Source organism: Dactylosporangium sp. McL0621 (genome assembly GCF_049995355.1).
Lineage (GTDB): Bacteria > Actinomycetota > Actinomycetes > Mycobacteriales > Micromonosporaceae > Dactylosporangium.
This window is the reverse complement of record NZ_CP188259.1, coordinates 11,820,244-11,842,974: the sequence shown is the minus strand read 5'-3', so window position 1 is coordinate 11,842,974 and position 22,731 is coordinate 11,820,244. Positions and strand designations below refer to the sequence as shown.

Annotated in this window: 18 protein-coding genes and 2 pseudogenes; 11 read left to right on the top strand and 9 right to left on the bottom strand. The window is 72.3% G+C overall.

From position 1 onward, the window contains the following. Nucleotides 1-43 precede the first annotated feature (43 nt). Nucleotides 44-1,981, top strand: coding sequence for an acetoacetate--CoA ligase (locus ACPPVO_RS56145; RefSeq protein WP_426507851.1), 1,938 nt, complete (start codon nt 44-46; stop codon nt 1,979-1,981). Here the strand turns inward: ACPPVO_RS56145 and ACPPVO_RS56140 are convergent. Together ACPPVO_RS56140 and ACPPVO_RS56135 are read right to left on the bottom strand one after the other, a co-directional pair. After that, the gene (locus tag ACPPVO_RS56140; RefSeq protein WP_426507850.1) at nt 1,965-2,579 is read right to left on the bottom strand and encodes a TIGR03089 family protein; all 615 of its coding nucleotides are present in this window, start codon (nt 2,577-2,579) and stop codon (nt 1,965-1,967) included. The two genes, ACPPVO_RS56145 and ACPPVO_RS56140, sit on opposite strands and share 17 nt — an antisense overlap. Before the next feature lie 426 nt (nt 2,580-3,005). Then, nucleotides 3,006-3,545, bottom strand: a complete 540-nt coding sequence (locus tag ACPPVO_RS56135) for a hypothetical protein (RefSeq protein WP_426507848.1) — start codon at nt 3,543-3,545, stop codon at nt 3,006-3,008. Between ACPPVO_RS56135 and ACPPVO_RS56130 the strand changes: the two are divergent. The 4 genes and pseudogenes from ACPPVO_RS56130 to ACPPVO_RS56115 all read left to right on the top strand — a co-directional run. Next, nucleotides 3,463-3,846, top strand: a pseudogene (locus tag ACPPVO_RS56130) (N-acetylmuramoyl-L-alanine amidase); the annotation flags it as partial. The gene ACPPVO_RS56135 and the pseudogene ACPPVO_RS56130 overlap by 83 nt on opposite strands. A gap of 112 nt (nt 3,847-3,958) precedes the next feature. Further along, nucleotides 3,959-4,798, top strand: coding sequence for an FG-GAP repeat domain-containing protein (locus ACPPVO_RS56125; RefSeq protein WP_426507846.1), 840 nt, complete (start codon nt 3,959-3,961; stop codon nt 4,796-4,798). Nucleotides 4,799-4,969: 171 nt separating this feature from the next. Next, the gene (locus tag ACPPVO_RS56120) at nt 4,970-6,118 is read left to right on the top strand and encodes a glycosyltransferase family 4 protein (protein ID WP_426507845.1); all 1,149 of its coding nucleotides are present in this window, start codon (nt 4,970-4,972) and stop codon (nt 6,116-6,118) included. A gap of 110 nt (nt 6,119-6,228) precedes the next feature. After that, a complete protein-coding gene (locus ACPPVO_RS56115) occupies nt 6,229-7,347 on the top strand; it encodes a mannose-1-phosphate guanylyltransferase (protein ID WP_426507843.1) in 1,119 nt (372 codons plus the stop codon). Nucleotides 7,348-7,477: 130 nt separating this feature from the next. On the opposite strand, the gene ACPPVO_RS56110 is transcribed toward ACPPVO_RS56115, so the two are convergent. From ACPPVO_RS56110 to cofD, 3 genes are read right to left on the bottom strand one after another with little or no spacing between them, the layout of a single operon-like run. After that, the gene (locus ACPPVO_RS56110) at nt 7,478-8,023 is read right to left on the bottom strand and encodes an NUDIX hydrolase (protein WP_426507841.1); all 546 of its coding nucleotides are present in this window, start codon (nt 8,021-8,023) and stop codon (nt 7,478-7,480) included. Next, nucleotides 8,020-9,108, bottom strand: coding sequence for a coenzyme F420-0:L-glutamate ligase (locus ACPPVO_RS56105; RefSeq protein WP_426507839.1), 1,089 nt, complete (start codon nt 9,106-9,108; stop codon nt 8,020-8,022). The genes ACPPVO_RS56110 and ACPPVO_RS56105 overlap by 4 nt, the downstream gene beginning before the upstream one ends. After that, complete coding sequence (cofD, locus tag ACPPVO_RS56100; RefSeq protein ID WP_426507838.1) at nt 9,105-10,061, bottom strand: 2-phospho-L-lactate transferase; 957 nt, start codon at nt 10,059-10,061, stop codon at nt 9,105-9,107. Before cofD ends, ACPPVO_RS56105 begins: the two co-directional genes overlap by 4 nt. Before the next feature lie 123 nt (nt 10,062-10,184). Between cofD and ACPPVO_RS56095 the strand changes: the two genes are divergently transcribed. Together ACPPVO_RS56095 and ACPPVO_RS56090 are read left to right on the top strand one after the other, a co-directional pair. Then, nucleotides 10,185-11,906, top strand: coding sequence for a hypothetical protein (locus tag ACPPVO_RS56095; RefSeq protein WP_426507837.1), 1,722 nt, complete (start codon nt 10,185-10,187; stop codon nt 11,904-11,906). 78 nt (nt 11,907-11,984) lie between these two features. Beyond that, nucleotides 11,985-14,483 (top strand): bifunctional FO biosynthesis protein CofGH, encoded by a 2,499-nt coding sequence (locus ACPPVO_RS56090; protein WP_426507835.1) that lies wholly within the window; start codon nt 11,985-11,987, stop codon nt 14,481-14,483. A gap of 167 nt (nt 14,484-14,650) precedes the next feature. Here the strand turns inward: ACPPVO_RS56090 and ACPPVO_RS56085 are convergent, their stop codons facing one another. Further along, nucleotides 14,651-14,773 (bottom strand): hypothetical protein, encoded by a 123-nt coding sequence (locus ACPPVO_RS56085; RefSeq protein WP_426514952.1) that lies wholly within the window; start codon nt 14,771-14,773, stop codon nt 14,651-14,653. A gap of 85 nt (nt 14,774-14,858) precedes the next feature. After that, nucleotides 14,859-15,056: pseudogene (locus ACPPVO_RS56080) on the bottom strand (S24/S26 family peptidase); the annotation flags it as partial. A 474-nt stretch (nt 15,057-15,530) separates the two neighbouring features. On the opposite strand from ACPPVO_RS56080, the gene ACPPVO_RS56075 reads away from it, so the two are divergent. Continuing rightward, the gene (locus tag ACPPVO_RS56075) at nt 15,531-15,788 is read left to right on the top strand and encodes a WhiB family transcriptional regulator (RefSeq protein WP_426507834.1); all 258 of its coding nucleotides are present in this window, start codon (nt 15,531-15,533) and stop codon (nt 15,786-15,788) included. A 72-nt stretch (nt 15,789-15,860) separates the two neighbouring features. Here the strand turns inward: ACPPVO_RS56075 and ACPPVO_RS56070 are convergent, their stop codons facing one another. Further along, the gene (locus ACPPVO_RS56070) at nt 15,861-16,214 is read right to left on the bottom strand and encodes a DUF3499 domain-containing protein (RefSeq protein WP_426507832.1); all 354 of its coding nucleotides are present in this window, start codon (nt 16,212-16,214) and stop codon (nt 15,861-15,863) included. Nucleotides 16,215-16,942: 728 nt separating this feature from the next. Between ACPPVO_RS56070 and ACPPVO_RS56065 the strand changes: the two genes are divergently transcribed. Further along, on the top strand, nt 16,943-17,392 hold the full coding sequence (locus ACPPVO_RS56065; RefSeq protein WP_360378474.1) for a metallopeptidase family protein: 450 nt from the start codon (nt 16,943-16,945) through the stop codon (nt 17,390-17,392). A 462-nt stretch (nt 17,393-17,854) separates the two neighbouring features. Here the strand turns inward: ACPPVO_RS56065 and ACPPVO_RS56060 are convergent, their stop codons facing one another. Next, nucleotides 17,855-19,711: a serine hydrolase domain-containing protein gene (locus ACPPVO_RS56060; RefSeq protein ID WP_426507830.1), complete on the bottom strand. Its 1,857-nt coding sequence runs from the start codon at nt 19,709-19,711 to the stop codon at nt 17,855-17,857. A gap of 509 nt (nt 19,712-20,220) precedes the next feature. Here ACPPVO_RS56060 and ACPPVO_RS56055 point away from each other — a divergent pair. Both ACPPVO_RS56055 and ACPPVO_RS56050 read left to right on the top strand, forming a co-directional pair. Continuing rightward, nucleotides 20,221-21,753 carry a histidine kinase gene (locus ACPPVO_RS56055; protein WP_426507829.1) on the top strand — a complete coding sequence of 511 codons (1,533 nt, stop codon included), beginning with the start codon at nt 20,221-20,223 and terminating at the stop codon, nt 21,751-21,753. 376 nt (nt 21,754-22,129) lie between these two features. After that, nucleotides 22,130-22,729: a response regulator gene (locus ACPPVO_RS56050; RefSeq protein ID WP_426514887.1), complete on the top strand. Its 600-nt coding sequence runs from the start codon at nt 22,130-22,132 to the stop codon at nt 22,727-22,729. Nucleotides 22,730-22,731 lie beyond the last annotated feature (2 nt).

Sequence of the window (22,731 nt, the reverse complement as noted above, 5' to 3'; positions counted from 1 at the left end):
GCCCACACTGAGCGAGCGTTCACGCGTACCGCAAGATGGACCAATGGCGAAGGTGCTCTGGGAACCCCCGACGGACGTGCGTGACCACACCCGCATCGGGGCGTTCCTGCACTGGTTGGAGGCCGAGCGCGGCCTCGCCTTCGCGGACTACCAGGCGCTGTGGCAGTGGTCGGTCGACGAGCCGGCCGCGTTCTGGCGCGCGATCTGGGAGCACCTCGGCGTGGTCGCGCACGTCGCGCCGGCCGACACCCTCCCCGACGCCCGGATGCCCGGCGCCGAATGGTTCCCCGGCGCCCGCCTCAACTACGCCGAGCACGTGCTGCGCATGCCCGGCGTCGCCGACGGCGACCCGATCGTCGTGGCCCGCTCGCAGACCCGAGCTCCCGTCGAGCTGACCGCGGCCGAGCTGCGCGAGCAGGTCCGCCGGGCGCGGGCCGGGCTGCGCCGGCTGGGGGTCGGCGAGGGCGACCGGGTCGCGGCCTACGCGCCGAACATCCCCGAGACCTTCGTGCTCCTGCTCGCCGCGGCCAGCCTCGGCGCCGTCTTCTCCAGCTGCGCCCCCGAGTTCGGCACCCGCTCCGTGGTCGACCGCTGGCAGCAGATCGAGCCCAAGGTGCTCGTCGCGGTGGACGGGTACCGCTACGGCGACAAGCCCATCGACCGCACCGGCGAGGTCGAGGCCATCCGCCGGGCCCTCCCGTCGGTCGAGCACGTGGTGCGCATCGGCTACCTCGACCCCGCCAACGACGACTGGGCCGCGCTCACCGGCGCCACGGACGAGCCGCTGGAGTTCGCGGCGGTGCCGTTCGCGCACCCGCTGTACGTCCTCTACTCCTCGGGCACCACGGGCCTGCCGAAGCCGATCGTGCACGGCCACGGCGGCATCCTCCTCGAGCACCTCAAGATGCTCGCCCTGCACCACGACCTCGGCCCCGGCGACCGGTTCTTCTGGTTCACCACGACCGGCTGGATGATGTGGAACTACCTCGTCTCCGCCCCCGCCGTCGGCGCCGCGGTCGTCCTGGTCGACGGCGACCCGGCGCACCCCGACCTGGGCTGGCTGTGGCGGGTCGCGGAGGAGACCGGCACGACGTACTTCGGCACCTCCGCCCCCTTCCTGCTCTCGTGCCGCAAGGCCGGCCTGGTGCCGAAGGACTTCGCGGACCTGAGCCGGCTGCGCGGAGTCGGCTCGACCGGCGCGCCGCTGCCGCCCGAGGGCTTCGAGTGGGTCTACGACGCCGTGTCCGGCGACGTGCTGCTCGCGTCGGCCTCCGGCGGTACCGACGTCTGCACCGCCTTCGTGGGGGGCGTGCCGCTGCTGCCGGTCCGGGCCGGGGAGATCGCCTGCCGGGCGCTCGGCGCGCGCGTCGAGGCGTTCGCGGCCGACGGCACCCCGGTCATCGGCGAACTCGGCGAGCTGGTCATCACCGCCCCGATGCCGAGCATGCCGGTCGGGTTCTGGGGCGATCCCGACGGCCGCCGCTACGCCGAGGCGTACTTCGGCACGTACCCGGGCGTGTGGCGGCACGGCGACTGGATCACCATCGACGAGCGCGGCGCGTGCGTCATCACCGGCCGCTCGGACGCGACCCTGAACCGCGGCGGCGTGCGGCTCGGCACGAGCGAGTTCTACTCGGTCGTCGAGGGGCTGGACGAGGTCGTGGATTCCGTGGTGGTACACCTGGAAGACCCCGAGGGCGGAGCCGGTGAACTGCTGCTGTTCGTGGTCCTGGCCGACGGGCTGACCCTCGACGACGCGCTGCGGTCGCGCATCGCCCGGGAGCTGCGCACCGCGCTCTCCCCGCGGCACGTCCCCGACCAGGTCTTCCAGGTCAAGGCCGTGCCGCGGACGCTGTCGGGCAAGAAGCTGGAGGTACCCGTGAAGCGCATTCTCACGGGAACGCCGGTCGAGCAGGCGGCCGCGAAGGGCGCGCTCGCCAACCCGGAGTCCCTGCAGTACTTCGTCACGGCACGGGCGTAGCCTGCTCGGACGCGGCCCGGTCGGCGAGCTTGGCCGGGTCGCTGTTCACGCTGAGCACGATGCTCGCCCCGGCCGCGAGCGGGCCGATCAGCCACTCGACCGGGTCGGGGTGGGCGACCGCGTCGACCAGCAGCCGGCCGCCCGGGTAGGCCAGCTTCCGCGCCCGGTCCACGAGGTCCTCGGTCCCGGCCCCGCCGGGCGGCCCCGGGTAGTGGTCGCCGAACTGCCGCACCTCGGCCACGTAGTCGGCGAACCCGTCCGGCACCCCGCCCCGCATCGGCAGGCCCATCGGGGCGAGCCCGAGCACGTACCGGTCCGCCGGCCCCGGCGCCCCCGTCTCCGCCGCCTTCAGTGACGCGAACTCCACGTCGGCCCCGGCGCCCGTCGGCTCCCCGTAGGCCACGCTCAGCCCGGCCGTCCACGCGCCCAGCAGGACCGCCGCCGTCTGCCAGTGCGGGGGCAGCCGCACCGCGGCCACGTCGCCGGGCCCCAGCCCGCACCCGTCGACCAGCAGGTTCGCGGTCTTCGACACCCAGTTGGCCAGCGTCGCCCCGGACAGTTCCGTTCGCTCGCCGGTCGCGTCGTCGTAGAACGTCAAGAACGGAAGTGACGGGTCTTTGCCGACAATTGCCGCAAAGAGTGAAGGAACTGTATTCCCCATATGTCCAATTAATCCCTTCTATAGCATCTCACCTGATTTCTAGCGAGATGGGGCAAGCGAGATGGGTGTCTGGGCAACGCGACGATACCGGCGCAGCAGGCTGGTCGCCCTCGCCGGCTGCGCGCTCGCCCTCCTCGCCGCGGGCGCGGTCGGCGGCGGCGCCGCGGCCCGCCCGACCGAGCCGCCGACCGCCCCGGAGAGCCTCACCGCGCCGGTCGAGTGGGCCAACCCGGCGGCCCGGGCGCCGGGCGGCGAGGGCGTGCCGACCCGCGTCACCCAGCTCGCGCTCGGCGACTTCGACCGGCCCGCGGGCGGGGTGAGCGCCCAGGGCGGGGTGCTCGAGGACGTACCGCTGGCCGACGGCTACCACCGGACCACCCGCAGCCGGACGCTCACCGTCACCCGCACCTCCACCGCCCCCTTCAGCGCTGTCGGCGTCACCTGGCGCGAGACCGGCCACGTGGGCGCGGTCAGCGTCGCCGTGCGCCACCACACCCCGGGCGGCGCCTGGAGCGCGTGGCGGACCGTCGGCGCCGGCGAGGCCGACCGCGACCCCGTGCGCGTCCCCGCCGGCCCCCGCGGGAAGGCCTCGCCGGCGCCGGGCGCATCGGCCCCCGCGACTGGGCCGGTCGGGCGGGGCGGGGCCGACCTCGTGTGGACCGGGCCGGGCGACGGCGTGCAGATCACCGTCAGCGCCACCGGTGGTTCGGCCCCGCACGATCTCACCGCCGACCTCATCGACCCGAGCGACTCGCCGGCCGACGCCGCGCCGCCCGCGCCGCCCGTGGCCGAGGACGCCCCAGTCGCGCTGCGCCCGTTCATGCCGGCCGTCAACCGCCGCGCCGCCTGGGGCGCCGACGAGCAGGTCATGGACTGGCGGCCGCAGTACGCGCCGCTGGTCAAGGCGGTCGCGGTGCACCACACGGCCACCGGCAACGACTACGCCGAGGCCGACGTGCCGAAGATCCTGCGCTCGATCTACCAGTACCAGACGGTCAGCCGCGGCTGGGGCGACATCGGCTACAACGTGCTGGTGGACCGGTTCGGCCGGCTCTGGGAGGGCCGTGCCGGCGGACTGGCCCGGCCGGTCGTGGGGGCCCAGGCGGGCGGCTTCAACACCGGCACCGCCGGCATCGCGATGATCGGCGACTACCGCACCACGCCCGTCCCGCCCGCCGTCGTGGAGTCGGCGGCCCGGTACACCGCCTGGAAACTTTCACTGAGCCAGGCCATCGACCCCGCGCGGGAGCGCGACGCTCACCGGCGGCGGGTCGACGTCGAGGTACCCCGTCGGCACCACGGTCACCGTCCCGCGTGTGTTCCCGCACCGCCAGACCAACCCCACCGAGTGCCCCGGCGACCGGGGGACGGACGTCCTGCCGGCGATCCGCGACCGGGCCGCCGCGCTGCTCGGCGACCTGGTGAAGGCGCCGACGGTACGGTCGCTGATGGCCGCCTACCGCCCGGCCGACGGCACCGTGCGCCTGCAGGGCATCGCGCAGCCCACCTTCACTTCGGGGCCGAACGAGATCGCGGTGCCGGCCGACTACAACGGCGACGGCAAGGCCGACGTGGCCACCTGGTCGCCGACGACCGGCAACTGGACGATGCTGCTCACCGGCGAGGGCCGCTCGGTGGCCCAGTGGGGCCTGCCCGGCGACGTCCCGGCCCCGGCCGACTACGACGGCGACGGCCGCGCCGAGCTCGCCGTGTTCCGGCCGTCCAACGGGATCTGGTACATCAAGGGCGTCGGCGAGCTGCAGCTCGGCCAGCCCGGCGACCAGCCGGTGCCCGGCGACTACACCGGCGACGGCCGGGCCGAGCCGGCCATCTGGCGCCCGGCCACCGGCCTGTGGGCCGTGCGGGCCATCCGCGAGTGGCGGTTCGGCCCGGCCGGGGCGATCGCGGTGCCCGCCGACTACGACGGCGACGGCCGGCTCGACGCGGCCGTGTGGTCGCCGGCGACCCAGCAGTTCACCGTCGCCGGGCAGGCGCCCGTGCGCCTCGGCGACCCGGGCGACACGCCGGTGCCGGGGCAGTACGACGGGGACGGGAAGGCCGACCCCGCCGTGTACCACGAGGGGCGGTTCGACGTGCGCGGGGTGGGCAAATACGTGGTCGGAGCGCCCGGCGACGTACCGATGCCGCTGAATTGAGGAAGATTTGAACTTCACGACCGACACGTGAGTTGATTCAGGCTGAATCCTGGGTGGAACTCACGATGCGAGTCGCGTCGTGGACATCGATCACCGGCGGATCGGGCGTAGGCTTTGCCGCGAGAGAGTCTCGCACCGAAGTTCCGCATCGAGTTCAAAAGGGAGTGCCACGTGACCCCCGGCCGACCGCCACGCGTGCTCGTAGACGCCACGAGTGTCCCTGCCGACCGAGGCGGAGTCGGGCGCTACGTAGACGGTCTCCTGGGCGCGCTCGGAGAGCTGGACGCCGACCTGGCCGTGGTGTGTCAGCGAACCGATGCGGAGCGTTACGGACGGCTGCTCCCCGCCGCACGGATCATGTCGGCCCCGGCCGCGGCCGCGCACCGCCCGGCCCGTCTGGCCTGGGAGCAGACCGGGCTGCCGATGCTCGCCCAGCAGGTGGGCGCCCAGGTGCTGCACTCGCCCTTCTACACCTGCCCGCTGCGCGCGGGCTGCCCGGTGACCGTCACCGTTCACGACGCGACGTTCTTCACCGAGCCCGAGCACTACGACAAGTCCCGCCGCACCTTCTTCCGCTCCGCTATCAAGACGTCGCTGCGGCGCGCCAGCCGGGTGATCGTGCCCAGCAAGGCGACCCGCGACGAGCTGATCCGCCTGCTCGACGCCGACCCGACCCGCATCGACGTGGCCTACCACGGCGTCGACCCGCAGGCGTTCCACGCGCCCAGCGACGACGAGAAGGCCCGCGTGCGCGCCCGGCTGGGGCTGGGCTCGACGGAGTACATCGCCTTCCTGGGGGCCAAGGAGCCGCGCAAGAACGTGCCCAGCCTGGTGCGCGGCTGGGTCTCGGCCGTGCGCGACCGGCAGGACCCGCCCGCGCTGGTGGTCGCCGGCGGCCAGGGCCACGACGACGAGATCGACGCGGCCATCGCCGAGGTGCCCAGCCACCTGCGGCTGCTGCGCCCGGGCTACCTGCGCTACGCGGACCTGCCCGGCTTCCTCGGCGGCGCGGTCGTCGCGGCCTACCCGTCCTTCGGCGAGGGCTTCGGCCTGCCGATCCTCGAGGCCATGGCCTGCGGCGCGCCGGTGCTCACCACCCCGCGGCTCTCGCTGCCGGAGGTGGGCGGCGACGCGGTGGCGTACACCGGCCCGGGCCCCGACGAGATCGCCCGTGACCTGGCGGCACTGCTCGACGACATGGAGCGACGTAACGCTTTGGCAAAGGCCGGCGCCGCGCGCGCCAAGGAGTTCACCTGGGAGTCCAGCGCCGAGGTTCACCTCGCCGCATGGGCTAGAGCCGCCGGACCGCGCGGTTTCTGACCCCGGGTGACCTTCGGTGTCACCCACCGAAACAATCCGAGGCGATTTCGGTAATGGTGTTGGCACCCCCGAGTTGTGGAAAGGTGCCCTTTTCCGGGCATGATGGGCGCGTGTTCTACGCGGTGATTCCTGCAGGTGGCAGCGGCACGCGGCTCTGGCCGCTGTCGCGAGCCGGCCATCCGAAGTTTCTCCACGCCCTCACCGGCACCCCGTTGTCGCTGCTGCAGGCGACGTACGGCCGTCTCGAAGGCCTGGCGACGCCCGAGTCCACCTACGTGGTGACCGGCGTAGCGCACGCGGCCGCCGTGGCCCGGCAGCTGCCGGGCCTGCCGGAGGGCAACATCCTCGTCGAGCCGACGCCGCGCGACTCGTGCGCCGCGATCGGGCTCGCCGCGGCGGTGATCGCCCGCCACGACCCGACCGCCGTCATGGGCGCCTTCGCCGCCGACCAGCTCGTGCGCGACGTCCCCGCCTTCCAGGACACCCTGCATCGGGCGATCCAGGGTGCGGCGGACGGCCTGCTCATGACGATCGGCATCACGCCGACGCACCCGGAGACCGGCTACGGCTACCTCCACGTCGGCGAGCCCACGGGCAGCGGCGACGTGTGCAAGGTGGCCGAGTTCGCGGAGAAGCCCGCCCTCGATGTCGCCCAGCGCTACGTCGACTCCGGGGAGTACCTCTGGAACGCCGGCATGTTCGTGTGGCGCGTCGACGTCTTCCTCGACGAGCTCGCCCGCCAGCAGCCGGCCCTGCACGACGGCCTGCGGCGCATCGCCGAGGCGTGGGAGACGCGTGAGCACGAGGAGGTCCTGGCCGAGATCTGGCCGGGCCTGACCAAGATCTCGGTCGACTTCGGGGTCATGGAGGGCGCGGGCCGCGCCGGCCTCGTCGGCACCGTGCCGGGCAACTTCGGCTGGAACGACGTCGGCGACTTCCACACCCTCGGCGAGCTGCTCGAGACCGACACCGCGGGCAACGTGGTGGTCGAGCTCGGCGCGGTAATCGACGACCCGGCCGCCACGGCCAAGCCGACGGTCCTGATGCAGGACGCCCAGCGAGTGGTCGTGGTGCCGCGCTCGGGCCGTCTGGTGGCCGCGGTCGGGGTGAGCGACCTTATCATCGTCGACACGCCCGATGCACTGCTGATCTGCCCGCGCGCACGGGCCCAGGACGTCAAGAAGCTGGTGGACTCGCTGAAGGAGCGCGGCTCGATCGAGCTGCTCTGAGCCTTCTGCCTGCTTCGCCCAGGCTGTTCTGGCTTTATGCCTGCTTCGCCCAGGCTGTTCTGCCTTCTATGCCTGCTTCGCCCAGGCTGTTCTGCCTTCTATGCCTGCTTCGCCCAGGCTGTTCTGCCTTCTATGCCTGCTTCGCCCAGGCTAATGCCGGCGCGACCAGAACATCGGTCGCGTCGGCCAGCGGGTCCGGCAGCTCGTCGGCCGTGAACCAGCCCAGCGCGCTCGACTCCGCGCTCACCATCTCCACGGCACCGGGCGGGGCGATGGCCGCGTACCGGATGTCGTAGTGCAGCGACGAACCGCCCGAGCAGTGCACGTGGTGCACGTCGAGGTCGATCGGGGCCTCGCTGATGCGCAGGCCGAGAATGCCCGACTCCTCGGCGGCCTCGCGCAGGGCCGCGCCCGCGATCGTGGCGTCGCCCGGCTCGCAGTGCCCGCCGAGCTGCATCCAGCGGTTGACCCGGCCGTGCAGGCACAGCAGCACCCGCTCCGCGGCGGCGTCGACGACCAGCGTGCTCGCGGTCACGTGGGCTCCGGTGTGCTCGCGCCAGACGGTGGTCGGCTCCGGGCGTACGAAATCCAGGAACCGCTGTCGGGTCGCCTCGGCCTCCGCCGAAGGAGCCGCCCATCCCGACAACACGGCCAGTGCGTCCTCGTGCAGCGTCATAGTGACGGTAGGCTACCGCGCCCGATGGCGAGCACGCCGAGGGGCACGCCCCCCGCGGGCAGCCGATCCGCCAGGGCCGCCGGGTCGCCGACCTCCAGCCACACGCTCGCGAGGCCGTCAGCTGCGAGAACGGCCCGTAGCCGCTCCGCCATGCGGCCCGCCTCGGCGGCGGCGCGCAGGTCGCCGGCCGGGGCCCAGACGACCACGGCGGCAACGGTGTTGACCGGAACCGTCACGCTGCGTATATCCGCCGGCGGCAGGGCCGGGAATGGCAGCGCGGGCAGGCGCACGGGCGGGCCGGCCGGGGCGAAGGCGGTCGCGTCGGGCAGGGCGGCGGCGGCGCGCAGGCCGCGGGCGGTCGCCTCCGCGGTACCGAGCGAGAAGAGGTCGGCGTCGGCCCCGCGGATGAGCTCGGCGGCGCCGCGGCCGTGTTCCGGTGGGAAGCCTGGGGCGAACCCGCGCACCACCGCGACCGGCACCTGGGCCGTCTTGCCCTGCACCAGCTCGGCGGCGGAGGCCAGCTGGTCGATCTGGGCCATCTGGGTGAGCTGCAGCTCGTTGCCGTAGACGTCCTGGAGCCCCCGGTAGTCCACCAGGGCGTCGACGCCGGCCGCGCCGATCGCGAAGTCGACCAGGCCCAGCCGCCACGGCCGGCCCATGGTGTCGGTGATGACCACGGCGACGTCGAGCCCGAAGCGGTCGCGCAGCTCCTCGCGCAGCGCCCGGGCCGAGGCGTCCGGGTCCTTCGGCAGCAGCACCAGGTGGGCGGCGTCGACGTTCGAGGCGTCGATGCCGGCCTGGGCGAGCACGAGGCCGTGGTGGGTCTGCACGATGCGGGTCGGGCCGCGCTCGGCGACGACCCGGGCGGTCTCGGCGTGCAGCGCGGCCTCGCGGGCGGCCTCGCGGTCGGGCCCGTCGGGCGGCAGGTCGACCAGCCGGCCCTCGGCCTTGCTCACGATCTTGCTGGTCACCACGAGCACGTCGCCGTCGCGGACCCAGTCGGCCGCGGCGGTGATGAGCTCGGCGAGGTTGTCGCCCGGCCGTACCTCGCCGATGCCACTGACCGGGCGGATCTCGAGGATCATGCGACACCGACCGTGGCGAGCGCGTTGCGGACCATCGTCGCGGTCGCGGCCTCGTCGGTCATCCAGAGCGGGATGGCCCGTACCGTCAGCCCGGGTACCGCCACCCCGGCATCCGACTCGTCGACCAGCCAGGCGTCGAGGACTCCGCCGTCGGCCCGGGCCCCGAGCAGCCCGCCGACGCCGGCCGCGGTGCACTCGACGCCCATCACGGCGAGGCACTTGTCGGCCATGCCGCGCACCGGCGCGGAGCCGATGATGGGGGAGAACCCGGCGACGGGCGCCTTGCCGCCGGCCACGGCCTCGCGGACCGCGGGCACGGCGAGGATCGGGGCGATGGAGACCACGGGGTTGCTCGGCGCCACGAGTACCACATCCGCCGCCGCGATCGCGTCCAGCACTCCGGCCGCCGGCTTCGCGGTGTCGGCCCCGACGAACACGAACCGCTGGGTCGGAACCCCGGCGCGGTAACGGATCCACCACTCCTGGAAGTGGATCGCCCGGGTCGCCCCGTCGACCTCCACGACGGCGTGGGTCTCCACGCGGTCGTCGCTCGCCGGCAGCATCCGGACGCCGGGCTGCCAGCGGTCGCACAGAGCCTCGGTGACCGCCGAGAGCGGGTAGCCCGCCTCCAGCATCCGGGTGCGCACCAGGTGGGTGGCGATGTCCTTGTCGCCGAGGCCGAACCAGGTGGGCTCCGCGCCGTACGCGGCCAGCTCCTCCTTGACCGTCCAGCTCTCGCCGACCCGGCCCCAGCCGCGCTCCGGGTCGGCGCCGCCACCGAGCGTGTACATCACGCTGTCCAGGTCGGGGCAGATGCGCAGCCCGTGCAGGGTCACGTCGTCGCCAACGTTGATCACCGCGGTGACGTCGGCGCCCGTCTCCCGGGCCACCGCGCGCACCCCCAGCAGGAAGCGCGCGCCGCCGATGCCACCTGCAAGAACCACGATCCGCATGGCTCAATCCTGCCCCACTCCGGTTACGGCGCCGTTCCGGGTCTCTCGCGCACGCGCGAATCGCCGCCGGGAGCTAGGCTGCTGGCGACCTGTTGCACGGACCGCTTCACTTCGGGAGAGCCAGTGAGCACCCAGCCACCCGATCCGACCCCCACCGGGGCGTACCAGCCCCAGGCGGCGGCCCAGTACCAGACCCCGGCCGCGGCGCCGCAGGCCGTTCCCGTTTCGGGTGCCGCGCAGCAGTACCAGGCCGTTCCCGTTTCGGGCGCCGCGCAGCAGTACCAGGCCGTCCCCGCGGCGCCCGCCGTCGCGCCGCCGGACGCCAAGAAGGCCCGCGGCCTGCTGGAGCCCTACCGCGAGCTGGCCGCGTTCGGCCTGCTCGGCGCGGTCGCGCTGATCCTGCTCGCCGGGCTCGTCCGGGTCCTCACCGGCCTCTTCAACTCGTTCCTGGCCACGGCCACCGCGTCGTTCAGCAACGTGATCGGCTTCGAGGTCATCCTGCTGCCGATCGTCGCGGTCGCGCTGGTCCTGCTCATCGACCCCGTGACCCCGCGGGCGAAGGCCGTCGTGCTCGGGGCCCTGGTGGAGTACGCGATCGCCGCCGTGCTCGGCCTCGTGCTCCTGCTCGCCGGGCTCATCGGCGACTTCCAGGACGAGAGCCCGATCGGCTGGGCGCTCGGCGCGTTCCTGGAGCACCTGGCGGGCCTCGGGCTCATCGGTCTCGGGCTGTTCCTCACCGCGCGGATCTTCCTGGGCGCGTACTCGGCCCCGAAGCCGGTCACCGCGGCCTACCCGGGCTACCCGCAGCAGCAGTACCCGCAGGGCTACGGCTACGCCCAGCAGCAGTACGCGCAGCAGCAGTACGCCGCCCAGCAGGCGGCGGCCGCCCAGCAGACCGGTTACGTCACCGGCGCCCAGCCGGCGGCGGCGGCCCAGGCTCAGCAGACCGGCTACGTCACCGGCGCCCAGCCGGCGGCGGCGGCGGCCCAGGCTCAGCAGACCGGCTACGTCACCGGCGCTCAGCCCGCGGCGGCGGCTCAGGCTCAGCAGACCGGGTACGTGACCGGCTCCCAGCCCGCGGCCGCCTACGCCCAGCAGCAGCCGGCCACCCAGGGCTGGTCGCAGCCGACGACCGGCGGCACGCCCACGGCCCAGCCGCAGCAGCAGGCCTACCCCGGTTACGCGACCCCGACGACGGGCGCCCCCGCGGCCGCGCCGACCTCGGGCGGGTACACCGCGCCCGGCGCGACCCCCGGGTACGCGACTCCGGCCGCTCCGGCCGCCTCGGCCGCTGAGGTCCAGCCTTCGTCGGCGGCGCCGTCCTCGGCCCCGCCGCTCAGCTCGCCGTTCGCCGCGTACACCGCGCCGGCCCCGACGCCGGTCCCCGACGAGCCGGTCGCCGCGCCTTCGGAGGCCCCGGCCGACACGCAGGCGTCGACGTCCGGCGGGTTCGCCGCGGCGGGCTGGCCGGGCGGCCACTCCACCCACCCGTCCCCGACCGACGAGGGCACTGCGGTCCTGTCGCCCGCCTCGTCGTCGTCCTCGTCGGTCGATGAGGGCACGGCGGCCATCACGCCGGCCTCGTCCGCGTCGGAGGAGGGCACCGCGGCTGTCGCTCCGGCCACCCCGGAGGAGGAGGGCACCGCGGCGCTGAGCCCCGCGCGGCCCGAGGAGGAGGGCACCGCCGTCCTCAGCCCGGTCGACCCCGACGCCACCCAGCAGGCGCCCGTGGTCAGGCCGGCCGACGAGGCCGCGGACCCGGACCGCACCACGGTCCTGCAGCCGGGCCGCCGGGACGACGGCGACGAGACCCAGCGCACCCAGTCGATCCCGCCGAGTAACTGACGGCGTCCCCGTGGCCGCGGTCCATCCGCGGCCACGGGGGCCTGGCGGGGATCCGCCCAGTTGGCGGCCTACGCTTCGGTGGTGACGTCTGAAACCGAAAGCAGCGCCCTGCGCCGTGCGCTGCGCCGCGCGCAGGACGGCCGCACGCTCGACGCGACCGAGTCCGCCGTTCTGCTGGGCGCCCGCGGCGCGGCCCTCGACGAGCTGCTCGCCATCGCGGGCGGCGTGCGCGACGCCGGGCTCGCCGACGCCGGTCGCCCGGGCGTCATCACGTTCTCCAAGAAGGTCTTCATCCCGCTGACCCGGCTGTGCCGGGACCGCTGCCACTACTGCACGTTCGCGACGGTGCCGCACCGGCTGCCGGCCGAGTACCTCGAGATGGACGAGGTCCTCGAGATCGCCCGCGAGGGCGCCCGCCAGGGCTGCAAGGAGGCCCTGTTCACGCTCGGTGACCGGCCCGAGGAGCGCTGGCCCCAGGCCCGGCGCTGGCTGGACGAGCGCGGCTACGATTCGACGCTGTCCTACCTGCGCGCGTGCGCGATCGCGGTGCTGGAGGAGACCGGCCTGCTGCCGCACCTCAACCCCGGCGTGCTGTCGTGGGCGGAGCTGCAGCGGCTCAAGCCGGTCGCGCCGAGCATGGGCATGATGCTCGAGACGACCGCGACCCGCCTGTGGTCGGAGCCGGGCGGCCCGCACTTCGGCTCGCCGGACAAGGAGCCCGCGGTACGGATGCGCGTGCTCGAGGACGCCGGGCGGGTGGGCGTGCCGTTCACCACCGGCATCCTCATCGGCATCGGCGAGACGCTCGACGAGCGCGCCGACTCGCTGTTCGCGATCCGCCGGACGATGCGCGAGTACGGCCACGTGCAGGAGGTCATCGTCCAGAACTTCCGCGCCAAGCCCGACACGGCGATGCGCGGCATGCCCGACGCCGAGCTGCGGGACCTGGCCGCGACCATCGCCGTGGCGCGGCTGGTGCTGGGCCCCCGCGCGCGCATCCAGGCCCCGCCGAACCTCATCGACGAGGAGTACGCGCTGCTCATCCGGGCCGGGATCGACGACTGGGGCGGCGTGAGCCCGGTGACGCCGGACCACGTGAACCCCGAACGGCCGTGGCCGGCCCTCGACGAGCTGGCGGCACGGACAAAAGCGGCGGGTTTCGTACTTCGTGAGCGTCTGACGATCTACCCGGAGTATGCGCGGCGCGGGGTACCGTGGCTGGACGCCCGCCTGACCGTGCACGTCGAGGCCCTCATGGACCGCGACTCGGGCCTGGCCGACGAGGCCGCGATGCCGATCGGGCGGCCGTGGCAGGAGCCGGACGGCGGCCACGAGGACAGCGGCCGCACCGACCTGCACACCGCGATCGACGAGCAGGGGCGCAGCGCGGACCGCCGCGGCGACTTCGACACCGTGTACGGGGACTGGGACGAGGTCGCCACGCGGGTACACCAGAAGACGCAGGAACGCCTGGACTCCGACGTCCACAGTGGACTCGCGCTGGCCGCGAGCGATCCGGGCGCCCTGCTGCGGCCCGAGCACGAGGCGGCCGCCCTGGCACTGTTCAATGTGGACGGCAGCGGCCTGGAGGAGCTCGTCCGCATCGCCGACGACCTGCGCCGCGACGCCGTCGGCGACGACATCACGTTCGTAGTGAACCGGAACATCAACTTCTCCAACGTCTGCTACGTGGGCTGCCGCTTCTGCGCCTTCGCCCAGCGCGAGCGCGACGCCGACGCCTTCCGGCTGTCCTACGAGCAGGTCGCCGACCGCGCCGAGGAGGCCTGGAACGCGGGCGCGACCGAGGTCTGCATGCAGGGCGGCATCGACCCGAAGCTGCCCGTCGGGGCCTACGCCGAGCTCGTGCGCGCCGTGAAGGCCCGGGTGCCCGGCATGCACGTCCACGCGTTCAGCCCGATGGAGGTCGTCACCGCCGCGGCCAAGGCCGGCGTGCCGATCCGCGACTGGCTGGCGCAGCTCAAGGACGCCGGCCTCGACACCATCCCCGGCACCGCCGCCGAGATCCTCGACGACGAGGTCCGCTGGGTGCTCACGAAGGGCAAGCTGCCCACCTCGGCCTGGGTCGAGGTCGTGACCACGGCGCACGAGCTGGGCATCCGGTCGAGCTCGACGATGATGTACGGCCACGTCGACCACCCCGGCCACTGGCTCGGCCACTTCCGCGTCCTCGCGGGCATCCAGGACCGCACGGGCGGCTTCACCGAGTTCGTGGCCCTGCCGTTCGTGCACCACAGCGCGCCCATCTACCTCGCGGGCATCGCCCGCCCGGGCCCGACCTGGCGCGACAACCGGGCGGTGCACGCCATGGCCCGCGTCCTCCTGCACGGCCGCATCCCGAACATCCAGTGCTCGTGGGTAAAACTGGGCGACGAGGGCACGGCGGCGATGCTGCGCGGGGGCGCCAACGACATCGGCGGGACGCTCATGGAGGAGACCATCTCGCGCATGGCGGGCTCGGAGCACGGCTCGGCGCGCACGAGCGAGGAGCTGGAGGCGATCGGCCGCGCCGCGGGCCGCCCGGTGCGCCGCCGCACCACGGTCTACGGCCGCGTTTGACGCTTTTCACCCTGTAAATCACCCCTGACGCCTTCACCCAGCGGTCGGGGTGCTCTCGGTCGCGTGTGGTCCCGATAAGTCGGGCGCTCCGCGCCGCGGCTTCGCTGTGGTCCCGATAAGTCGGGCGCTCCGCGCCGCGACTTATCGGATTTATCGTATATGCCCGATTAACCGACGGTGGTGGGTACCAGCGCCACCGCGGCGACCAGCACGCCCAGCAGGAGCAGCCCCAGCACTCGGCGGCCGGGGATGAGCAGGGCCAGCAGCAGCGCGCCGATGGCGATCTTCACGGGGTGGGGTCCGGACCTGCATGACCGGCCACCCCACGTGCGGCAGGATCAGCCGCACCGGCCCCACGACGTGCTTGCGGTCCACCGGCCCCGGGTCCGCCTGCGCGTTCGCGTCGCTCTTGACCGTGAGCGCCCCGTCCGCCGCCTGCGCCATGACCCGGTGCGTGACCGGTCCGCGCCGGTCCGTGTACGTGACGATCTCGTACGGTGCCACCGACTGCGCGTGCGGGTCGACGAAGATGAGGTCACCCCGGTGCATCGCGGGCGCCATGGACTCGGACATCACGACGTAGGGCTTCCACCCCAGGCCGGCAACGCCGACGGTGAACACGATCGCGGAGACGGCGGCGCCCAGGAGCAGACGGCGGATCATGAGCGTGCCGGTACGTCGGATCTCAGCTTTTGCCGCACATCGGCGCAGTTCGGCCGCGGCGCGCGCACCTTGAGCCAACTTGCCGAGACTCTTCCGGCGCGTCCGGCGTGTCGCCCGTTACCTCCGGGCGGGCTGCGTCGGTATGGGTACGGCACGGGGGTGCAAGCGGTCGCCCGAGCGGGCCTATTTATCAGGTTCGGCTTGACGACGCACGCATTACACGCGTGTAATTTCACGGGGGATGTTCGCCGGGTGGCTTCCGAGAAGCGATCTAGCGGACATAAGGAACACCGCGCCGAGGTACAGCAACCTTGTAGGACATGCGCCTTCCGCGTGGGGGGTTGCGCCGGCATTGACGCCGGTGCGCAAGAAGGAGGCACGCTGATGGACGGCCAACCAGTCGTGGCCGACCTGCTGGGTAACGCTCCGGAGTGGCAAGAGCGCGCTTTGTGTTCGCAGACCGACCCGGAGGCTTTCTTCCCGGAGAAGGGCGGGTCGACGCGCGAGGCCAAGCGCATCTGCTCGCGCTGTGAGGTGCGGGCAGACTGCCTGGAGTACGCGCTCGGACACGACGAGCGCTTCGGGATTTGGGGCGGACTCTCGGAACGCGAGCGTCGCAAGCTCAAACGACGAGCGGCTTAGCGGATCGGATTTTCGAATTCGGGCGCCGATCTCCTTTCGGGGGTCGGCGCCCTTTTCCATGGAATTGTATTGTTATGCGTCCGGGGGGATAACGCGCAGGTGCCCGCGCCGCCCGAGCGGGTGCTGCTGGTCGGGCTCCTCCCGGTGCGGCGCCGGCCGGGCCGCCTCGCGAACCGCCTCGGCCAGCGCGACGAGGTCATCGTTCGTCGGGGGCGGAGGCCCGTACTCACCTTCGTGCCGGACAAGATCCCAACCCCGCGGCGCGGTGAGCCCGCGCGCATGCGACTCGCACAGGTCGTAGGAGTGCGGCTCGGCGAACGCGGCCAAGGGACCGACAACTGCGGTCGATTCGGCATAAACGTACGTCAACGTCGCAACGGGAGATCGGGGGCAACCGTTGCGCGAGCATCGACGTGGGGTCCTCACGGCCAGACGGTATCGCTCGGACGCCCCCACGTCACCGGGAAAGCCCCGCGACACGCCGGGGTGACCATGGCGACACGCCCGCTCGGGCGATAGGCGCGGCCGGCCTCGACCGGGCGGGTTTGCCCTGGACACCGCGCACGGCCCGGCTCCCGTCCGCCGCCCGGACGTGTCCTGTCCCACCGCCCGGACGTGTCCCGTCCCACCGCCCGGACGGGTCGCGTCCCACCGCCCGGACGGGTCGCGTCCCACCGCCCGGACGGGTCGCGTCCCACCGCCCGGACGGGTCGCGTCCCAACGGGCGGTCGGTCCCATCCCAAGGCGCGGTCTGCCGGCCGCGTCCAACGCGCGGGCCTGCCTCAATACTGCGCGGTCTGCTCTCGTCCAACACGCGGGTCCGCCCCAACACTGCGCGGTCTGCTCTCGTCCAACACGCGGGTCCGCCCCAACACTGCGCGGTCTCGCGTCCAGCGCGCGGGTCCGCCCCAACACTGCGCGGTCTGCTCGCGTCCAACGTGCGGGCCTGCCCATCGCCGCGCGGCCTGCCCCGGGGCCTGGTCTGTTTCACTGCACAGGTCTGCACCATCGACTGCACGCATCCGCACTGATCGCGCGTTTGCCGCCCGCTAGGCGCGGCGGCGACCGGCGATCGTCACAGCTTGGCGGCTCGTGAGCGTGGCGGCGCCCGGCGGCAGCGCCGGGGTGTGGAGGCTGGCGCTACGCTGAACACCGTGGCAAGCCCTGACCGACGACGCAGTGGACCGGGCCGGCGCGGTCGCGACCGGCACGGCCGAGGCCTGCGCGGCCGGTTGGTGCCCGCGTCGCTGCCGATGTCCCGCACGCGCGCCGAAATGTTCGACGACCTCGTCCTGGACTCGGTCGAGCAGCTGGAGCAGCGCTTCTCCCAGGAGCTGGCGGGCGTGGAGTTCGCGGTGGAGGACGTGCCGCCGGAGCTCAACGTGTACGACTCCGACGTACTCGAAGACGGCGAAGTCCCCCTGGCCCGCCTGCTGCCCGGCCGCCCGGGACGCCACGGGGTCCCGCCACGGATCGTGCTCTACCGCCGCCCCCTCGAGTTCCGCGCCGCCGACCACGACGACCTGGCCGACCTCGTACACGACGTGATCATCGAGCAGGTCGCGAACCTCCTGGGAGTTTCCCCGGACGACCTAGAGGGCTGACCCGCTCACGCCCGAACGTCCATCCATGGCTGACGCACTCACGCCCGAACATCCATAGAGCGCCGGCCCGCTCACGGTCGATCAACCATCGAGCACTGATCACGCCCGAACGACCGTCGAGCGCTAGCCCGCTCATGCGCGATCGACCCATCGAGCCCTGATTCGCTCACGCCCGAACGTCCATCGAGGGCTGGCCCCGCTCATGCGCGATCAACCCATCGAGCGCTCACTCGCTCACGCCCGAACGTCCATCGAGCCCTGATTCGCTCACGCCCGAACGTCCATCGAGCCCTGATTCGCTCACGCCCGAACGTCCATCGAGGGCTGGCCCGCTCACGCTCGAACATCCGGCGAGGGCTGATTCGCTCACGCCCGGACATCCATCGAGCGTTGAGCGACTGCAACCGGACATGTTTCGAGCATCGAGGGTCACAATCGGACGTCGCCGCCGGACGGAGGCGCTCAGGCCTGCCACCATCCGAGCAGGTTCCACTGCCAGAAGAACCACATGAGCATGGTCAGACCGCTCAGTGACAGCACCTGATGCACACGCGCGGAGAAACGCGCAGTGGACCAGCCGCGTACCGTGCCGGCCAAGGACGCAACGGCCGCCGCGCCAACCAGGAGCGGCAGGGTCAGCAGCACCTTGAACGAAAGCGGCGCGCCGTAGATGAAGTCACTCACGTCGCCGGCGAGGGTTGCGACCAGCAGGCCCAGGAACACCAGGCCGAGAAGGGATGCGCCGCCGGCCAGCCAGCGCGACGCGCGCCAGGCGCGGGATGACTCGATCGGCTTGGCGCGGCGGCGTAGGAGGCGCCACAGGAGGTACACCGGAATCGTGAAGGCGATGACCGCGAACGCCGCCAGGATGCCGAGGTTGAACGGCGGGGAGTCGGTGTAGCCGAGCCGCTCGTAGGCGGGGCCGTCGGTGGCCACATAGGACACTCCACCGGCGCCGGGGCGGAACACCAGGTGGTCGTCGCCGTCCCGCTGCTTGTAGAGGCCGTCACCGGCGGCGACGTACTCGTGACCCTTGAAATGCACGGTTCCGTCATGGGACACGGTCAGTCGCATCGGGCCGAGCAGCACCAGCAGCCACTCCATTGTGGACTGGTTGTGGCGCGTCGAGGCGTAAAAACCAGGCGCCGGGACGGCCGTCGCGGGGGCCGTTGCAAGCTTCGTCGGTACCGTCGGCAGGAACTTGTTCGTAAAACCGGGCACGAGCGCCTGCATGGCGTCACCGGCGGCGGTGCTGTTGAGCGACGCGAACAGTCCGATGTTGCAGTCCGGGACCAGCAGCAGCACGCTGCCGAACGCCTCCCAGCCGCCGTCGTGCATGAGCACGCGATGTCCATTCATGGTGCGATCCATGAAACCGTGCGCAAATCCGCCCAACCGCGGGTCGGCCGCGAACGATCGAGTGTGCATCAGTTGCGCGGTCGCGGGCGACAGCAGCTTGCCGCCGTCGGCGAGGTGGGCCTTCATGAACTCCGCCATGTCGTCCGCGGACGCCGTGACCGAACCATCCGGAGTGAGCGGATCGAACGTGAACGGAACCTCCCGGGCCGGCGTTTCGTCGGTGTTGTAGCTGCGAGCCGGCGCGAACGGCGGCGGCTCGGTAGCGGTGCTGTGCGTCATGCCGAGCGGGTCGAGGATGTGGCGCTGCACGTACTGCTCGTACGGCTCCCCGGAGACCTGCGCCACGATGTACCCGGCGAGCGCGGCGCCGTAGTTGGAATACGCCGAGATCTCGCCCGGCGGACGGATCCGCACCGGAATGTTCGCGGCCAGGAACTCGCCGAGGTTCGTCGGGCCGTGCGCGCCGGTCCCGATGATCCGGTCCTCGAACCCGGCCGTGTGGTTCATGAGGTCCCCGACCGTGATCGGCCGCGGGTACGTCGCCGGGATCTTGAACGCCTTCAGGTAGGTGTTCACATCCGCGCCCAGATCGATCTTCCCGGCCTCGACCTGCTGCATGACCGCGGTGTACGTGAACAGTTTGCTGATCGACGCGATGCGCACGGCCGAAATCTGCGCATCCATCGGTACCCCGCGGGCGACATCGGCCAGCCCGTACCCCTTGCCGAACACGGTCTGGCCGCCGGCCACGACCGACACCACCGCGCCCGGCACCTTGTCGTTCCGAATGAACGGTTGCAACTGCTCGTCGACGAGCGTTTCGACGGCGGCCGTGGTGACGTCCGCGCATCCGGCAGTGGGGGCCGCACTCGCCGGCGACACCGGCAGAGCTAGCAAGGCGACCACCGGCAGGGCCAGCCCGGTGATCGCAACGAGTCCGAGAATCGCGCTCCTTCGCATGCGAAAACCTTCGCGTCCGCACACCCCGAACCACATCGCCGCGCAGTCCCCGCTCACCTACGACAAAAGTCGGAGCAGATTGCACGATTGCGCAACCAACGTCGGAGCAAGCCAAACATTCGCGCGACCGGATGTGGAGCAGTCCGCACGTTCACGCGACCGAAGCAGGGGTATTCCGCACGTTCGCGCGACTGGTTGTGGAGCAGTCCGCACGTTGACGCGACCGAAGCAGGGGTATTCCGCACGTTCGCGCGACTGGTTGTGGAGCAGTCCGCACGTTCACGCGACCGAAGTAGGACCACTCCGCACGTTCGCGCGACCGGATGTGGAGCGGTCTGCACATTCGCACGACCGAGTTTCGTGCAGGTCTGCACACTCGCACGAGCGTGTTCGCGCGACCTAGTGGGAGCGTGCTTGGGCATCTGCGCGACTAAAGTCGGAGGGCGTTCGCGCATTTGCGCGACTCACGTCGGACGCGCGCGGCTGCCTTGTGTTTCTACATTGAGCGCATGGACTCCAAACGGCTTGGCGATGCGGCTCTGGTGGCCGCCTCGCTGGCGTTGACGGTGCTCGCGGTGAAGGGGCATTGGTCGGCCGTACCGGCCGTGCTCATCGGGTTCGCCGGCGCCGTCGGCAGCCTGTCACTGTGGTGGCGCCGCCGGTGGCCGGTGGTCACCGCGCTCGTCTCCGCCGGCTCCTACGCTCTCTCGGGCAATCCGCTCCCCATTCTGGCTGCCGTCTACTCCGGCGCCGCCCACAGCCCGCGCCCGCGCGTGTGGATCTACCCGGTGGCCGGCCTCGCCGGATTCACCGGCTGGTCTCTGCTCGACAACGGCCGTATCGCGGCCCAGGATGCGGCCGCCGAGGCGTTGGCGGTACTGCTCCTGGCCGCCCTCGGCGTGTACGTCTCCACCCGCCGCGATCTGGCCGAGTCCTGGCGGGAGCGAGCCGAACGCGCCGATGTCGAGCGGCGGCTGCGGGACGAACGTGCACGGGCGGATGAGCGAACGCGCATTGCGCGTGAGATGCACGACGTACTCGCGCACAAGGTGTCGCTCATCGCCCTACACGCCGGCGCGCTGGAACTCATTGCCACGGAGGACGACCGCGTCCGCGAGGGCGCCGGGCTCATCCGCGTGACGGCCCGTGAGGCACTGGAGGAGCTGCGGATGGTCCTGGGCGTGCTGCAGTCGCCGGCCTCGCTCCCGCCGAATCGAGCAGACAGTGCGGATCGTGCGGATCGCGCAGGGCGTGCAGATCGTGCAGACAGCGCGCGCGAGGTGGACAGTGTGGACAGTCCGGGCCGTGCAGATCGCGCAGGGCGTGCAGATCGTGCAGACAGCGCGCGCGAGGTGGACAGTGTGGACAGTCCGGGCCGTGCAGATCGTGTAGAGCGTGCAGACAGTGCCGGCAAGGTGGACAGTGCGGACAGTCCAAGCCGTGCAGATCGTGCGGGCGACGTGGACAGTGCGGACAGTCCGCGCCGTGCGGATCGTGCAGGCCGTGCGGAACGTGCGGACAGTGTGGGCCGTGCAGACAGCGCGGATCGAGCAGGGCGTGCGGGCCGTGTCGAGAGTGCGGACCGAGCAGGGGGTGCGGAACTGGCGGGCCGAGCGGACCGAGCGGACCGAGCGGCGCTGCCGGATCTGGCGGACCTGCCAGGGCTGTCGGACCTGCCGACCCTCGTAGATGCGGCGATCGCGGCCGGTCAGGCGGTCGACCTGAACGACGAAGCCGGCGCGCTGCCGCCCGCTACCGCGCGTGTCGTGTATCGAGTCGTGCAGGAAGGGCTGACCAACGCGCGCAAGCACGCACCCGGTGCGCCAGTCACCGTTTCCTTGACCGGTGGGCCGACGATCATCGTGGATGTGCGCAACTCGGCTGCGGTCGGCGGGGCGCTCGACCTTCCGGGCACAGGCGCCGGCCTGATCGGTCTGGCGGAACGGCTCCGGCTGGTCGGCGGCACCCTGGAGTCCGGGCCGACGGAAGATGGTGGCTGGTGTCTGACTGCCGTGGTGCCGGCTGTGGAGGTGGCGGTGTGACCGTGGCCGGCGATGAGCCGATGGCGTGTGCCGACCGGTTGGTGCCGGGCCCAGCGACAGACGGTGGCCGGGGGCCGAGCCAGGGTGGCGGCGTGACCGTGGTCGGCGATGAGCCGATGGCGTGTGCCGACCGGTTGGTGCCGGGCCCAGCGACAGACGGTGGCCGGGGTCGAGCCAGGATGGCGGCGTGTCCGTGGCCGGGATCGAGCCAGGGTGGCGGCGTGATCGTGGCCGGGGTCGAGCGAGGGTGGCGGCGTGACCGTGGCTGGGAGGGCGAGCCAGGGTGGCGGCATGACCAGAGTGCCAACCATGGAGGCTACGCGTGATTGAGGTTCTCCTCGCCGACGACGAAGCTCTCGTGCGCGCCGGCCTCCGGATGATTCTCGGTACCGCCCCCGACCTGGCCGTCGTGGGTGAGGTAGCGGACGGGGCCGCCGCGCTCGAAGCGGTTCAGCGCCTACACCCCGCCGTCGTGCTCATGGATCTTCGTATGCCCAAGATGGACGGGCTCGCCGCGACCGCTGCTATCCGCGCGCTCCCCGACCCGCCCGCCGTCGTGGTGCTCACGACGTTCGACACGGACGACGCGGTGTTCCGCGCGCTCGAAACAGGGGCCACCGGCTTCCTGCTCAAGGACACGCCGCCCCCCGAGCTCCTCCGCGCCGTACGCCTGGCCGCCGCCGGTGACGCCATGCTCTCCCCGGCCGTCACCCGGCGCGTGATCGACCGGTACACCGCCGAAGACCGTTCGTCCCGCCGCCGGGCCGCGCTCGACGAGCTGCGGGCTTTGACCGAACGTGAGCGGGAAGTGCTTGTCGAGATCGGAAACGGACTGGCGAACGGTGCGATAGCGACAAGGCTGCACATGAGCGAGGCCACCGTCAAAACGCACGTTACGCACCTGTTCGAGAAGCTCGACGCGACCAACCGGGTTCAACTGGCGATCGCCGCCTTCCGCGCGGGTCTGGTCGAGTAAAC